This is a genomic window from Nitrobacter sp. Nb-311A (genome assembly GCF_000152905.1).
Lineage (GTDB): Bacteria > Pseudomonadota > Alphaproteobacteria > Rhizobiales > Xanthobacteraceae > Nitrobacter.
Genome location: NZ_AAMY01000025.1, coordinates 1 through 15,403, shown reverse-complemented (window position 1 = coordinate 15,403; position 15,403 = coordinate 1). Strand labels below are relative to the sequence as shown.

The 15,403-nt window shown below is 55.3% G+C and carries 9 protein-coding genes and 3 pseudogenes; 3 read left to right on the top strand and 9 right to left on the bottom strand.

The features are described from left to right. Positions 1-39: 39 nt before the first annotated feature. Positions 40-333, top strand: a pseudogene (locus tag NB311A_RS07455) (integrase core domain-containing protein); the annotation flags it as partial. Positions 334-429: 96 nt separating this feature from the next. Here the strand turns inward: NB311A_RS07455 and NB311A_RS07450 are convergent. The 6 genes and pseudogenes from NB311A_RS07450 to NB311A_RS19640 form a co-directional block, all read right to left on the bottom strand. Further along, positions 430-1,806: an oligosaccharide flippase family protein gene (locus NB311A_RS07450; RefSeq protein ID WP_009797896.1), complete on the bottom strand. Its 1,377-nt coding sequence runs from the start codon at positions 1,804-1,806 to the stop codon at positions 430-432. Then, positions 1,803-3,215 carry a hypothetical protein gene (locus NB311A_RS07445; RefSeq protein WP_131522889.1) on the bottom strand — a complete coding sequence of 471 codons (1,413 nt, stop codon included), beginning with the start codon at positions 3,213-3,215 and terminating at the stop codon, positions 1,803-1,805. Before NB311A_RS07445 ends, NB311A_RS07450 begins: the two co-directional genes overlap by 4 nt. A 192-nt stretch (positions 3,216-3,407) precedes the next feature. After that, positions 3,408-4,118, bottom strand: a pseudogene (locus NB311A_RS07440) (IS3 family transposase); the annotation flags it as partial. A gap of 137 nt (positions 4,119-4,255) precedes the next feature. Continuing rightward, positions 4,256-5,238 (bottom strand): annotated as a pseudogene (locus tag NB311A_RS07435) (transposase); the annotation flags it as partial. A 310-nt stretch (positions 5,239-5,548) separates the two neighbouring features. After that, positions 5,549-7,723 (bottom strand): Gfo/Idh/MocA family oxidoreductase, encoded by a 2,175-nt coding sequence (locus NB311A_RS19650; RefSeq protein ID WP_083780402.1) that lies wholly within the window; start codon positions 7,721-7,723, stop codon positions 5,549-5,551. Next, positions 7,704-8,810, bottom strand: coding sequence for a glycosyltransferase family 2 protein (locus NB311A_RS19640; RefSeq protein WP_245256961.1), 1,107 nt, complete (start codon positions 8,808-8,810; stop codon positions 7,704-7,706). The genes NB311A_RS19650 and NB311A_RS19640 overlap by 20 nt, the downstream gene beginning before the upstream one ends. 825 nt (positions 8,811-9,635) lie before the next feature. Here NB311A_RS19640 and NB311A_RS07420 point away from each other — a divergent pair. Then, entirely contained in the window at positions 9,636-10,832 is a 1,197-nt protein-coding gene (locus NB311A_RS07420; protein ID WP_131522888.1) for a WecB/TagA/CpsF family glycosyltransferase, read from the top strand. Positions 10,833-10,897: 65 nt separating this feature from the next. After that, complete coding sequence (locus NB311A_RS07415; RefSeq protein WP_165475236.1) at positions 10,898-13,087, top strand: tetratricopeptide repeat protein; 2,190 nt, start codon at positions 10,898-10,900, stop codon at positions 13,085-13,087. Here the strand turns inward: NB311A_RS07415 and NB311A_RS07410 are convergent. The 3 genes from NB311A_RS07410 to NB311A_RS07400 all read right to left on the bottom strand — a co-directional run. Further along, positions 13,051-14,583: an IS66-like element ISNisp6 family transposase gene (locus NB311A_RS07410; protein WP_009797884.1), complete on the bottom strand. Its 1,533-nt coding sequence runs from the start codon at positions 14,581-14,583 to the stop codon at positions 13,051-13,053. The genes NB311A_RS07415 and NB311A_RS07410 overlap by 37 nt on opposite strands. Before the next feature lie 70 nt (positions 14,584-14,653). After that, positions 14,654-15,010 (bottom strand): IS66 family insertion sequence element accessory protein TnpB, encoded by a 357-nt coding sequence (gene tnpB / locus NB311A_RS07405; protein WP_040674336.1) that lies wholly within the window; start codon positions 15,008-15,010, stop codon positions 14,654-14,656. Further along, positions 15,007-15,403, bottom strand: a 397-nt coding sequence (locus NB311A_RS07400) for a transposase (protein WP_009797881.1), incomplete at its 5' end; no start/stop codon positions are given. The genes NB311A_RS07400 and tnpB, both read right to left, overlap by 4 nt.

Here is a 15,403-nt window from a genome sequence, read left to right as displayed (position 1 = left end):
CGCTCCTTGGTGGCCTCTCCGCATTCCTTCCGTAGGTGCTATGGCCCCGAGTTCGCCGGCAAGATGCTCGACCAGTGGGCCTATCACAATGGCGTCGAGATCGACTTCTCGAGACCCGGAAAGCCAACGGACAATGCGTTTTGCGAGGCCTTCAACGGTCGCGTCCGGGCGGAGTGCCTGAATGCCTCATGGTTCCTGTCGATGGCCGACGCTATCGAACGGATCGAGGAATGGAGGTGCCACTACAACAATGATCGGCCCCACACCTCGCTCGGCAACTTGACGCCGAACGAGTTCGCACGACAAACTCAAACAGCCCGAGAAATTGCCTGACATCTGGACCACAAAACGGGGCAGCTCCATAACGGCGAATAGCCTAAGTCAGGGAGGACCACTTTTCAGGGGGCAGACCACCGACTCTAGTGGAGATCAATGAAAGATTTGTCTGAGACTAATGCCGGCGAAAGGTTCGAGCACACGCGTGGCCGCTTCACCGAGCATGTACCCGAGAGCATAAATAGGAAGCCATCTCAGCTCCTTCAAAACGCTTATCCAGTTTGCCTGATGTGCTAATACAATTATCAATAGGGAGGGAAAGAATCGACTCCCCGCGACACCCGCAATCGCTCCTAATGGGCCGAAAAACTGATACCCTAGGCTCAAACAGATAATCAGTGAAACGGCTTGAACCATTGAAACCCAAGCAACAATGTCCGCTTTTGACACTGCGGCAAACGCGCTCCGGATGAGTTGAAATGGATAGAGAAGCAATCCGAAGCTAAGTATTCGTAACATGATCCCGGCTTCCAAATAGCGATGATCATATAGAACTTCAACGATCAGATCCCCGGCGGATAAAAGGAAGCCAGCTGAGCCGGCAGCTACCAACTCAATGGGCATTCGAAATCGGTAGTATCTATCTTTCAGGTTATCCGGATTGCTTCTGATCACTTCGCCAAGCACGGAAAGTGTCATCGTGCTGTTCAGGCGTTCGAGAAAGTTTTCGATAGCGTCGCTCAAAGTTTTTGCAATGTAATAGACTCCCAGTAACGGGCTAGGCAATAAAACTCCTAATAATATAATATCGCTTTGCGATCCAATAAACGTGGCCCAAGAGGATAGGTTTACCCATTTTCCAAACGCAATGATTTCTTTGAAATGCTTATTGTGCCGAGAGAAAGCCATTCGAGGTCCAGGGATAATTATATGCGATAGCGTTGCGCGTAGCGCACTGCTCGTCAAACTTCCCACTACCATCGACCAGACGTTTGGATACGCATAAGCACCCGCGATCATGATCGGAATGGGGACTATACGTGCAGCCAAATCTAGGATAACGAGCGGCCGAAAATTCAGTTTTCTTAGGTTTAACGGGATCGTTGTCGATTCGAAGCCGCTTAGAATTAAGCTAAGTCCAAGAGCTGCCGTAACCGCCGGAAATGATGGGTTTGCGAATACGCTTGCTGGCGATAGAAAGGTACGCATATCGGAGAGAGTGAAAATTAGGCTGCCGGCCGCCAAAATAATCCATAACAACAACCCCCTCGAACACTGGAACGTCCAGGCAGATCGAAGAAATCCGATATCTTCACCTCGAGGGCTCTGGATAACAACAGCCTTAACTCCAAAATCGCTTAATAACGCGAAGGCGATGATGATCCCAGTTGCGGCAGCAACGATACCGAACACGTCCGGGAAGAGGAGTCGCGTCATGATCAGATTTGTAAGCAGTCTGGTAGAAAGTTCGACACTGTATGACGCAATGGTCCAAATGCCCGCCCGCACAGTCCGCTTGCGAAGGGTCATCTGCGGGCCGTTTTATTGGCTGGAAAGCAATTACTCATGGAGGAGTTTCGCAAGGCGAGCGCTTCGGATTGACCTAGCAATGCTCCTGATATCAGCCATGTCCAAGGTATCAAGCCTGAATTGGGCAATAGATCAAAAACGCTAATTGCAACGATCAAAATGAGTGTTGTGAACATCAGCTGCTCCTTTCGGGACGATAAGTATTGAAAGGAAGCTGCGGCACGGAAAACGGATATCGCGAGAAGTCCGAATTCGGAAAAAAAGCCAATCAGACCGAATTGTCCTATGTCAATTATCCATCGACCGTCGGTTACACTTGTGTCTCTGCCAGAATTAGCATCATAAATACGGCTTCGCCCAAATCGTCCCCATCCAAACCACGGCCGTTCAAAAGCTCGTTGTAGCAACTTGTTTTCGTTTTCGAACCGAAATTCGAGCGATTCACCTCGGGCCTCACTAATCTGCTTCGCAAGTTCGACAACCTGGGTCGTTGGTACTAAATTCAAGGAGCGTAACAGAGGAAACGCCAGCGAGATAGCTACTAACACAACAGCAATGCGAACTTGTGTTTTGGGCTTTGTGAAGATGATGAGTGAACCTCCGACCACTCCATAAATTAGAGCGCCCATGCTCTTGCATAAAAAAAGTACCAGTCCCAGATACGGGGCCAAAATGGAGGATGGCATTACGCCAACATTGACCCGATTGCGCCAAAGGGTAGTCGCGGCCAGCACGCTAGACGACATAAATAATGCAGCTAACAATCCGTGACCCATAAAAACCATGGGCCGATAGCCACCCTCGCGCACAGATTGAACGAATTCACTTGGAGCGTAGCCGTAGACCCAAAGATGAAGCTGCGGGCTGAAACGAATCTCAAACAGCAAAGGGATGGAATAGCAAAGGCCCGCTATAGTGAGCGCCAAGAGAATATTCTTGCAATCTTCAATCGATCGAAGATACCTACGCCCCAAAATGAAAGGAATCAGCCCTATCAGTGCTGCCTCGGAAGCTGATAGGGCATCATAGATGCCAACACCCGGCAGAAAGCGAACGCCGATGACAACATTGTCCGGGTTGAGCCATGACGTTATAATGGGGCTCGCAATGTTTGAAATGAGCAACAGCCCGACTAACCCAAACCCCTTTGATCGCGGTAAGGGTTTTCCTCGTGCAAAGAGGAGGCAGCCAATCACCGCAACGAAACTTGCGACGTTGACCTTGTCGATAGGTGGAATCATTCGAAATTTGATGACCGCGCCGACCGGCAGAAGGAGCTGAGCAGTCAATATTGCCCAAATCAGATTGCGAGGAACAGATCTGGAACTCAAAAAAATCCATAGACCTACAATCGGCCAAAGAAGTAAGGCAGCTAACGCCACAAATGTTTGATGATCTTCAACAGACACGTGTCCCGTCCCTTTGTGGTGGTCGGTTTTAGTATTAGTGCAAGATTGCCTGTTCGACCATTGCTGCGCGGTGCCGGAAAGCGATTCGGCTGGCTTTGAAGGTCCGGCGATGGCCCGTGGCGCCGGCTGTTTGACCGGGAGAGGAGCTTGGTCGCTCGCTTTAGCGCCATACCAGGATGATGGCCTTGGCTCTTACGGCTGTAGAAGAATACTGCTGTGCGAAGTTTCAAGCGGAAGTTCAATAGTAGCCGGAATGTTGCCGATCGGCTCCAGGAGCCGCCGGTTGTTGAACCAGTCTACCCATTCCAGGGTCGCGAACTCGACGGCCTCGAAGCTATGCCATGGTCCGCGCCGATGGATCACCTCGGCCTTGTAGAGACCGTTGATGGTTTCGGCGAGAGCATTGTCATAGGAATCTCCGACGCTGCCGACGGAAGTTCGATACCAGCTTCTGCCAGACGTTCGTGTATTTGATCGAGACGTATTGGCTGCCTCTGTCGCTGTGGTGCACGAGGCCGCTACGATGGACCGGCCGTCGATCACGCAATGCCTGCTCCAGCGCATCGAGCACGAAGCCGGCGTGCGCCGTGCGCGAAGCCCGCCAGCCCACGATCCTGCGGGCATAAGCGTCGATGACGAAGGCGACATAGATGAAGCCCGTCCAAGTGCGACGTAGGTGAAGTCGGAGAGCCAAAGGGCGTTTGGTCTCGACGGCTTGAACTGCCGATTGACGTGATCCAGCGGACATAGCGCCGCCTTGTCGCGGATCGTGGTCCTGACAGGTTTGCCAGGGATGACCCCTTGCAGGCCCAGGCCTCGCATCAGTCGCGACACCGTGCAGCGGGCGACATCGAAGCCTTCACGCTTGAGCTGCCGCCAGACCTTGCGCACGCCATAATCCTGCGGCTTAAGCGTATGGTCAAGCGTAGACACAAGCCGATCTCCCCTTCAGAGATCTTCACCATCGCTGATCAGCAACGTCAGAAAAAGGTGGGGCCACCACAGCGCTTACGCTATAACGTCAACCCCAAGACCATTTCGATGCCGATCGTGCGCACGATGAGACTCATCGGACCCTTCTGATGCGCGAACACGTGCTCGACGGCGCTGCGGACTTTGGACGTCTGAGCATTGGCGATGCGCATGCGCTCCGGCATTGGCCGACCCAGCGACTTCTTACGGTCGATGCGCGACACGAACCCGCGCCGCGCCAGCATCGCCTCGTTCTTCGCCGACCGATAGGCCGTGTCCGCCCACACGTCGCTGGCTGTGTTCGTCCGATCCAGCACGTCTTCGAGCCGCGCGCCGCCATGGGCGGCGGCGTGCGTGGTTGTCCACTTACGGATCAGGCCGAAGCCGCGATCGATCGAGACGTGGTTCTTGTAGCCGAACGCCGGCATAGCGAGGTCGACCGCCGGCAGGCTGCCGTCCTCGCGCGGTTGGCCTTCGTGTATTTGACCGTCCAGCGCGCATCCCGGTCCTTCTGGGCAAGCTTAGCGGGCTTATCCTTCCATTCGTCCGGAATTTGGCCTTCCTTGATTGCCGTCTTCTCCGCGATCGTATTACGCTGCTTGGGCGCTGCCACGATCGTGGCATCGACGATCTGACCGCTCATCGCCAGGAAGCCTTCCGAGCGCAGCGCTTCGTCGAACCAGGCGTCAATGGCCTCGGCCTTCTTCAGCATCTCGCGGAACGTCCAGATCGTATTGGCGTCGGGAACGCTGTCAGCCAATTCTAGGCCGAGGAAGCGCATGAACGACAGTCGATCCTTGATCAGGGACTCGGTGCGCTCGTCCGACAGCGCGTGCATCGCCTGAAGAATGAGCACCTTGAACATCAGGACGTGATCAAAGGCCGGTCTGCCGCCCTTCGACCGATCCGCGCGCGGCACGGCCGCCTTGAGCGCGGGGCGAAACATGTCAAAATCGACGAGCGCCTTTACGCGCTCCAGATCGTCGCCCTTGGCCGACAGTTCCGCCAGCCGATCGTCCAAATCGAAGAAACCCGGCGACCGATCGACCATGCCCGCGCTCCGCTTGCGACATGATCGAATGAATCAGCCAATCGCCAATTTGCCCAGCGGTTTTTAGAGGTCTCCAGCTCTGGCTGAATGACGGATCGTATCCGGCTTTCGACCGGACCTGGTCCTATGACTTAGTCGAGGTTCGATGAGGAAATGCCGCCGTTGTATTCAATTGGCGCGAGTTCGTGCCACTCCGTAGGCGTGAGCCGCTGATCGTCTTTGCCAAGCAGCTGGTAAAAACCCCCTTAGCCGTGGCCGCACTGACAAACACACCAGCCCTTGTCGTTGGTTGCCCTCAGCACATTCAATTTCATCTAGTGGCCTCAATCCAGGGCCGAAGTGCTTCTCCAATTCCGTCATTGACCAAACCCGATCGATTAGATGTCGGGTTCCAACCGAGTTCTCTACGAGCCCGGGCGCAGTCAAAGAAAGCCTTCTGTGTCCGCGATTCCCAGTCGGCATAGCTCGGCACGCGGATCCGGTCTGGATGCTTGGTCAATGCCTTAACAAGCCACTTTGCGAGGTCCGCTAGGTAGAATTTCCAAATTGGCTGGTACAGTACGGCCAGCTTCATGTCGCCTCGCTCTTGCAAATCGCGCAGGTAGTCCCGAGCTGTCAGAATTGGCTCGTCGACCAGATTGTAGCTCTTGCCTTCAATGCCAGGTACCTCGATCGCAAGTACCAGCGCACCGGCAATGTCCGATACAAGGACGAAGGGTAACTTGTTGCGTCCATCTCCCCACACCTCGCATACGTTCTCTGAAAAGCGTCCGACTCCCCAATGGAAAGGATTGCCGCCACGGCCAATCACGATGCCGGGACGCAAGATTACCAGCGGCAGCGCTCGATTACGATTCATGTCGGTTAAAATACCTTCGGCTGCGGCCTTGGCGCGGGCATAATAGTTTCGACGATGAATTCCAGGGTCTAGCGGTGTGGTCTCATTGATAGTGCCCGCCTTGCTCCCCGCGTAATAGGAGTCGATTGTACCGGTATAGATCAAGCGCTTGATTCCAGCAGCGAGACAAACTTCGCCGACTAGCCGAGTCGGCTCGACGTCTCTCGTTAGATATTCATCCCAAGTTCTACATTGCGCATGGGCAAGATGATAGACGAACTCGATGCCGGAGATGGATCTTTCCAGGTCCGTCCGGTTTCCGATGTCACCACGTACGATTTCGAGATGGTCAGACCTGAACTCCTCCAGTGCTAGTCCAGAGCCGCGAACCAGCGCACGAACGCAATACCCGTCTGTCAACAACTTGCGTATCAACTCCTTGCCGATGAAACCGGCGCCGCCGAGAACGAGGACGGTAGGCTGAGTCACCAGAGCAGGGCGTTCAATAGGCGCGTAAGCAACTAAAGAAGCGACTTTATCGAGGGCCGACGCCTCGATAATCCTTTCACATTGAGCGACGACGTCACGCCCAGTGGCTCCCGCAATGCGAACATCAAGCGGCTGGGCGGTTCCGATGGCTGAATAGAACGCAGCCGTGCTAGCCTGTATCGAGTTCTGGTAAGGATTGCCGCGGCGCAGAAGCTTTAATTTTCCGAGCGCGTATTTAGCGAGGACAACGAGTGCCTGCGTCCTCATCTGGCTCGCAATTTGGCGGCTGCGCTTGAAGCGGTCGAAATCGATATCTCGCGGAGTCCTCTGATCGATGACACAGGTGTCGGCATCGAAATCCAGCAATGCTGACCCAAAAAGCCCGCGCACGGAGATTGTTCGCTGCGGGAAACCTGGCGCGAAATTTATATTGAGATCAATTGCGGCGCGACCCACGGTGGTCCTTATGCGCCAGCGCCGATAGACTTGAGCTCCATTTGGCAAGGTCACCATCCGGTCGGCGGTTACCGAGAAGCTCTCTGGCTTACCAACAAGATCCAGCAGTGCAGAAACCAGGTGAGGCCCGGTTTCGAGGATAACGTTTCCGGGATCGCGTAGCATCCAACTGTCGAATGGGCCAAAGCGAACCTGGCCGAGTTCATAGAAGTGATTGATCGTGATGTGATCAATCGGCCCAAGTCGCTCCGAAGAGATAGCTTCACGCAATCGCTGGAATGCGGTCGAGAACAGAAAGTTATGGCTGACCCCGAGATAAACGCCTTGTTCAGCGGCTAGTCCTATCAGCTCGTCGGCCTCTTCCGTCGAAGTGCACATAGGCTTTTCCAAAAAGACGTGCACACCGGATTCAAGAGCGAGTTTGGCTAGAGAAAAATGCAGATCGGGTGGTGTGAGAATATGCACGCAGTCGATCTGGCGATCCTGAAGCATTTTCCCAAGAGAATCGAAGGCGAGCGGGATATCCCAGGATTTTGCAAAGGCTTGTGCCCGGCCAAGATTGGAATCACAGGCAGCGGCGAGTTTTGTGCCAGCGGCTGCGCGAATAGAACGGACATGGAAGTCCGCGATGTAGCCGGTTCCGATGATCCCAACGCGTAACGGAACGGCTGTGGGTTTTCGATCACCAGAGGTGTTGGTCATGAATGCCGCTCTTTGCAATCTGCTTGTGTTCGATGATGTAAGGACGCCTATTCAGTAAGCGGTCGCGCCAGAACATCGCAAGACCAAGCGCTTCAGGAAAGCGTGCGAGAAGTTGAAAGCATGCAAGGCGAAGCCGCGTAGAAATAGTCCCTCTGTTGTTGACCGTCAGTCGCGCTAGCTGCAGCGGATAGACCAGCAAGATCGTCCATCCAATGCTCGGCGCAACTGCTGTAGCGGCAATGCCCCCGAGTGGTAGTCCAAGTCCCCAGATCAGGGCGCGCCACGTCTCGCGCCTAAAGTGTCGCTCAGGTGGAGCTCCATGCAAATAATGGCCCTGGGCAAAAGCATAACCCGCGCGGCACGCCCGTCGCCACCATTGCCCGAAGTGCACCATTGCCGCATCATGAATTGCCATTTCGTCAGCGAGCCGCCAAATTTTCCAGTTCGCCTTACGAAGCCTCACACATAGCTCATCTTCTTCAGCCGCAATAACATCTTCACGATAGCCGCCTGCGGCTTTCAATGCCTTCACGCGCATCATCACGTTACCGGCGCAGGAGCGGACTTCGCCGATCGGACGATCCCACTCTTTGTCGCAGAGCCAATTGTAGATCGATCGATCAGGATATCGTTCCCTTAACCGACCGCAGACAGCAGCTATGGTTGGTCGACTCTCGAGAAATAGGACAGCGTCCGTCGTCCACTGCGGTATCAGCTCACAGTCACCGTCAACGAACTGCACGTACCGCACATGGGGTTCTTTTTTCAAAAGTCGGTCAAACCCAGCATTGCGGGCGCGGGCAGCAGTGAACGGAATGCTAAGATCGAGCTCGACGACGTCCGCTCCCATATCGCTTGCGGTCTTCACAGAGTCGTCTATCGACTTAGAATCGACATAGACGACCGCCTTTGTTTCGGAGACGGAGCGGAGGCAAGTAACCAATCGTTGTCCTTCGTTACGCCCAATGACAACGACACCAAGTTGCTTCGGACTCCAGTCCGACTCGCCGTCTATGCTTCCATTTGTTCGCAAAGTTTTTTCTCGTAAGCGCGGCAGGCTGAGCGTTGGAGTGACTTCAATACGCAATAATCAGTTGATGAGTTTCGACAATGGGTGATCGAATACAGCTTCGCCCGTAGATTAGCAATTTAGCAGGGTAAGCTGAAACGTTGAGCTATTACGAAGCGTGGTGAATCTTTCCAGGATATCCCCTCGCGACCCCGTAAGGTTCCACATCACCAATTACGACCGCGTTTGCACCTATTCGCGCGTGCGCACCAACCTTTATTGGTCCAAGAAGTTTAGCGCCGGCTCCTATGTCGACGTGCCCGCCAATCTCGGGCACCCCGCCACCCTTACGGCTTCCCAGGGTGACCTGATGGAAAATCAAGCAATTGACGCCGATTTTCACGCCGGGATGTATAACAATACCGTTGGGGTGAGGTATTAATAGCCCGCCCCCGATCGCGCAGGTGAGAGGAATTTCTGCGCCTGTAATGACGCTCCAGAAGCGATGACGAAGAGCGATAACCTTGCAGTGAAGCAAGCCCAAAGCCCCGCCCCGAGCCCGCCAATACTGGTAACGCCGAACCGATAAAAGCAACTTCCGGCCGGGATCCCAGAAACGGAGAGGCTTTTCCCTGGCCCAATCGGGAACCTCGGAACTTACTCGGTCGGATGCTTGGTCATGGTGCATTTTAAGTTCAAATGGCGAAAAGCACCTTGGTCAATCGGAATAGCTTACCATGTCCGCCGCCGAGCCGTTATAACAGCCGCAGCCATCACAACTTGGTATCCTTGGGGTCCATTTTTATGAATCGATATTAATTAAATTATATTAAATCTATTTCAAAGAGCAAGTCATTCGGTCATACCCCTATTCGGATCTTACACCTAATGACTTAATTCTCGGTGACCCTGTTGGAGCGAATGGTGTTAGAGAAGTCGCATAGCAAGGGGCCAGGTCAGGCTGTCGACATCATTTCGCAGCATCCCTCGGAGGCAAATCCAGATTCTAGGGTCCCTGACGATCTTTCACGCAATGTCTTTGGCCTGCTAGGCATTCCGGTCGATGCCATAGATTTTCGGTCCTTGCTGCAGTCAATCGAGTTTGCAGCAGATCAAAGTTCGCCCTTTCTAATCTCCACTCCCAACGTCAATTTTCTGGTCAAAAGCCAAGGAAACCCTGATTTTCGCGAGGCTATGTTGGCAAGCAGTCTTTGCCTTGCCGATGGCATGCCCCTCATTTGGATCGCAAAGCTGCTTGGCATTCCGATCCATGAAAGGATTGCAGGAAGTGATCTTTTTGGTCGGCTTAAGTCGGCAAGTAAGACCGCTCGTCCCCTGAAGGTTTTTCTGCTTGGTGGTGCCGAAGGCTTAGCGGCCACTGTGGGCGCAAAATTGAACGCAGAGGGGGGAGGGTTACAGTGTGTCGGCGTGCTGAACCCGGGCTTTGGCACCGTAGAGGAAATGAGCACGCCAGCAATTATAGGAACAATCAATGCAAGCAACGCGGATTTGATCGCGGTGTTTTTTGGAGCCGAAAAGGCACAGGCGTGGATGCTACACAACCACCGAAACTTGCGTGCCCCCCTCCGTGCTCAGTTCGGCGCCACCATTAATTTCGAGGCAGGAACCGTCCGAAGAGCGCCGCCGTTGATCAGGAGCACGGGTTTTGAATGGTTGTGGCGGATTAAAGAAGAACCATACCTTTGGCGGCGTTATTGGAGTGATGGAAAGGCGTTGTTAAAAATGTTGCTCGGAAGTGCGGTGCCATTGATGATCAGCCAGCGTCGAAAACGACCTGTCGATGAACTCTCGATCGAGATCCAGCAAACACAGGAATCCATCACAATCAATCTGGTCGGCGACGCTGTTGCAAGCCATATTGAAAAAGCGATCCAGCATTTTCATGTCGCGTTACTTAGTGGCAAGCAGATGATTATCGATCTTTCAAAGACAGAGTATCTCGACGCCCGCTTCATTGGGCTGCTTTTAATGGTGCGAAAACGTTTGAATGGCCGCGGAGAGTCTTTGCACTTTGCCGGTGCTTCGCCCCGAATGCGACGACTCTTCCGACTGAACCGCTTTGAATATTTGCTTTTTTAGGAAGCAGTTGTCCTGGAAAGAGCTTCCCGAACGCGCGAGACAGAATGAGGACGATAGGTTCAAAGATGAGACGCTCACTTGGTGGTTTGTTCGCACTTGCTCTAGTTGTCTGTTTGACAGGGTGTGGCTCACCCGAACAGCAGGCGCAGGAACACTATACGAACGCTATGGTTCTCATAGAAAAGAGCGATGATCTAGGCGCACGCAAGGAGCTCCTCAAGGCTGTAAAATACAAAAGCGACAAGGTTGAAGTTTGGAAAGCTCTCGCTGGCGTAGACGAACGGACAAAAGCTACTTCGATTTTTTTGGACCTTCGCCGTATCGTTGAGCTTGATCCAAGTGATCTCGACGCGAGGCTAAAGCTTGCTCGCATTATGGTTAGCGGCGGCGCTGTTGACGGGGCGCTGAAGGTTATTGAGGTTGCCAAGGAAGATAAGCCGAGCGCTGCACTTCACGCCTTAAAGGCTCTCATTCTATTGAAAACCAATGACAGTGCGGGTGCGGTCCGCGAAGCGCAGCGCGCGTTCGAGATTGATCCAACGAATGTTGACGCGGTTAGTCTCCTTGCTTCTAAAAAATTATTTGAGGGGGATGCGGACGGTTCGTTAAAGCTTTTGGAATCGCTTGCTGTCGCTCCCCAGGATGAAACGCGAATCTCGCTGCTAAGGATGCAGGCCTATGCGCGAAAGGGCGATTTGGCGAAAGCAGAAGAGCTGCTGCGACGAATAATATCGCTCAATCCAAAGGAGCCTTCTTACCAATCGCAGCTCATTCAGCTTCTTATCGCGCAGCGGCGGTTTGATGAAGCCGAAAAGGAGCTTCGGACAAGGGTGAGCGCCAATCCTCATGATAGCAAGATCGCTCTTGATCTGGTGCGTTTCCTCAGTCTCGCGAAAGGCCCGGAAGCCGCCCGAACGGAGCTGGACAAACTAATAAAGGTCGGTGGTGATGTGTTCGATTACGAGATGGCCTTGGCACAGCTCGACGTCTCCCAAAATAAGAGTACCGACGCAATCCAATCATTACAGAAGCTAGCGGGTTCTGTTTTGACGCCAGAGCGGAAGTTCAAAGTTAAGCTCAAGCTCGCTGAAGTCTATGTGAGTAAGGGAAAGATCTCAGATGCGGAGCCGCTGATTGCGGAGGTTATCGAAAACGACCGACGGAACACGGGAGCCTTAAGACTTCGAGCTGCGATTAGCATAGACAAAGGACGAATCGATAGCGCGATTTCAGATCTTCGCGAAGCAATGAACGATCAGCCGAAGTCGCCTGAACTTCTACTGCTCTTAGCGGCAGCCTATGAAAAGGATGGAAAGAACGAGTTAGCGGATCGCCAGTATGCCGATGCGCTGAAGTTCTCAAACATGATCCCCCAAGTTGCTCTACGATATGCTGCGTTCCTGCAGCGTCGCGATGATGTCACTCATGCGGAGCATGTTCTCATCGAGGCATCAGGCCGGTATCCCCAAAATCTGCAGCTCCTTTCCTCCTTGGCGCAGATCAAACTTTCTCAAAAAAATTGGACCGGTGCGGCCGCCGTCGCAGATGCAGTTGGCAAGCTCGGCGAGGGCCGTGTGCTATCTGATCAAATACGTGCGTTAGCACTGGCGGGACAAGGCAAAGTCGATGAAAGCATTGCAGCGCTTGAAGACGCTCACCAGGCAGCGCCGACTGCTCTCCAACCTGTCGTCTCGTTGGTCTCGGCGTATGTAAAGCAAGGCAAGCCAGAAAAAGCGGCCTCACTCCTGCAGGAAATAAGTCAGAAATATCCGGAAAATTCGCAAATCCTCGTGCTGTTGGGGAAGGTTCAGCTTGGGCAAAACAAGGACGTCGATGCGATCCAAAGTTTTAAGAATGCAACAGCAAAGCAGCCGAATAGCCCCGAGGGCTACGCAGCTCTGTCGGATCTCTACATTCGCCAGAAAAATTATGACGCCGCCGAAAGCGTGCTTCAAGCTGGATTAAAACAGATGCCGGCCGATTTAAACTTGCAACTGCTGTATGCCGGCCTGCAGATACTCAAAGGCGATCACGACGCAGCGATTTCGCAGTACGAGTCCATCCTGAGGGCTCGACCGAACGCTGCCGTTGCTGTGAACAATCTCGTGAGTTTGTTACTCGACTATAGGTCCGACAAAGAGAGCATGGATCGGGCTTTTGCATTGTCCGAGTCTTTGAAGAATTCAAATGCTCCACAGTTTGAGGGTAAGCGGTGTTTTCAGGCCACTTCCCTGGTATCCAGCGCAGCGGTATAGGCCCAAGGCAGCAGGTCGTTGATCTGGCTGTTGGGATGGCCGTTGACGATCCTGGTGATGACGTCGGCCAGATAGTTATGCGGTTCGATGCTGCAAAGCTTGCAGGTCTCGATCAGCGAGGCGATGACGGCCCAGTGCTCGCCGCCGCCGTCGGAGCCGGCGAACAACGCGTTTTTGCGGTTGAGCGCAATCGGTCGGATTGAGCGTTCGACGATGTTGCTATCGATCTCGATGCGGCCGTCATTGAGGTATCGCGTGAGCCCCTCCCAGCGCGACAGCGCGTAGCGGATCGCCTCGGCGAGTTTGGTCTTCTGGCTGATCAGGTCGAGCTTGGCACGCAGCCAGGGTTCGAGGGCTTCCAGAATGGGGCGGCTCTTCTCCTGCCGAAGCGCGCGCCGCTCATCGGCGCAGCGGCCCCGGCATTGGGTCTCGACGGCATAGAGATCGACAATGCGTTTGAGCGCCTCGCTGGCGATCGGCGCCGGACCGGCGACGGCAAGCTCGTAGAAGCGCCGGCGCACGTGGGCCCAGCAGAACGCGAGCCGCACGTCGCCGCGTTCGGCGAGGGCGCGATAGCCGGCATAGCCGTCTACCTGCAGGATGCCGGTGAAGCCGGCGAGATGAGCGATCGGCCGCTCCGCCTTGCGGTCGGGCGCATAGAGGTAAGCTACGCCCGGCGGATCGGCCCCGCCCCAAGGGCGATCATCGCGTGCGTAGGCCCAGAGCTGGCCGATCTTGGTCCGCCCGCGGCCGGGATCGAGCACCGGCGCCGTGGTCTCGTCGGCGAACAGCTTGGTCGAGGTCTTCAAAGTAGCGAGCAGGCGCTCATGCACCGGCCGCAGCAACCAGGCGGCGCGGCCGACCCAGTCGGCCAATGTCGAGCGGTCGAGTATGATGCCCTGCCGGGCGTAGATCTGGGATTGGCGGTAGAGCGGCAAGTGATCGGCGTATTTGGAGACGAGGACCTGCGCCACTGTCGCTTCGGTCGGCAATCCGCCCTCGATCAGCCGTGCCGGCGCCGGAGCCTGCACCACCACCTCTTCGCAGGCCCGACAGGCATACTTCGGCCGGCGCACGACGAGCACGCGCAGCTGCGCGGGGATCATGTCGAGTCTCTCGCTCCGGTCTTCGCCAATCCGATGCAGCGCGTTACGACAGCATGGACAGCTGTGGTCCTCGATATCGGCCACCATCTCGATGCGCGGCAGATGTGCCGGAAGCGATCCGCGGTTCATGCGGTGCCTGACGGCATGACGTGCTCGCTCGGCCGGAGCGACCGCTTCACCTGCCGCCTCGCTGCTCGCAGCAGCCTGCTCGACCTCTTCGAGCCCGAGCAGAAGTTGATCTTCCGGCAGCGTCTCGGCGCGCCGGCCAAAGCGATGGCGGCGCAACTCCCTGATGATTTGTTCCAACCGTTCGGCGCGTGCCCGTTCCGCCAGCAGCATCGCCTTCAGCGTACCGGGATCATCGGGAAGCGCGTCTGCCAGAGCCGTCATGGAAGCAATTAAATCACGAGCCTCAATGCGTCGCGAGCGATCCGATGAAGATGATTCACTGTGTCGCAGATCAACTGGCCTGCGTCGGCACCGTCGTCTCGCGCGCGACGTGGACACGGCGCCAGTCGAGACCTTCCAATAACGCCGAGAGCTGCGCCGCAGTCAAATGCATGACGCCGTCCTGTACATTGGGCCAGCGGAATGCGCCATCTTCGAGCCGCTTGGCAAACAGGCAGACACCAGTGCCATCCCAGAAGATCAGCTTCACACGGTCCGCCCGCTTGGCGCGGAACACGTAGACAGCACCGGAGAACGGATCGGTCTTCATCCCGTCTCGCACCAGAGCCGCGAGACCCTCGGCACCCTTCCGGAAGTCGACCGGCTTGGTCGCCATCATAACCCGAACTGCGCCGGTCGGACCGATCACGCGCTGGCCTTTAGCGCGCGGATCACCGCCGTGACCGTCCTGGCGTCGGCACCGCGGCCGACGCGCACCGTCACGCTGCCAATCTCAACCTCGATGATTCCAGCAACACGATCCTCATCGAGCGCACGGTTGCGACCGCGGCGGCGAACCGCGCGCTCCGGCAATGTAGCTTCCACGAGCGCCGGAACAAAAAGCGGCCCTGACGTCTCGGTGCTCGCCGATGCAGGCTGCCGTGCTTGACGGCGCCAGCCGAACAACTGTTGCGGCGATAACCCATGACGGCGCGCAATCTCCGAAACTACAGCGCCCGGAACAAGTGTCTCTTCGATGATGCGGGCCTTGTCATCATCCGAGAACCGGCGCCGACGCCCAGTGCCCGTGATCACCTCAAGC

Excerpts from the sequence above, each read along its gene's own strand:
- NB311A_RS07450 (WP_009797896.1), bottom strand. The coding sequence starts at position 1,806 with ATGACCCTTCGCAAGCGGACTGTGCGGGCGGGCATTTGGACCATTGCG.
- NB311A_RS19650 (WP_083780402.1), bottom strand. The coding sequence starts at position 7,723 with ATGACCAACACCTCTGGTGATCGAAAACCCACAGCCGTTCCGTTACGC.
- NB311A_RS07415 (WP_165475236.1), top strand. The coding sequence starts at position 10,898 with ATGAGACGCTCACTTGGTGGTTTGTTCGCACTTGCTCTAGTTGTCTGT.
- NB311A_RS07410 (WP_009797884.1), bottom strand. The coding sequence starts at position 14,583 with ATGACGGCTCTGGCAGACGCGCTTCCCGATGATCCCGGTACGCTGAAG.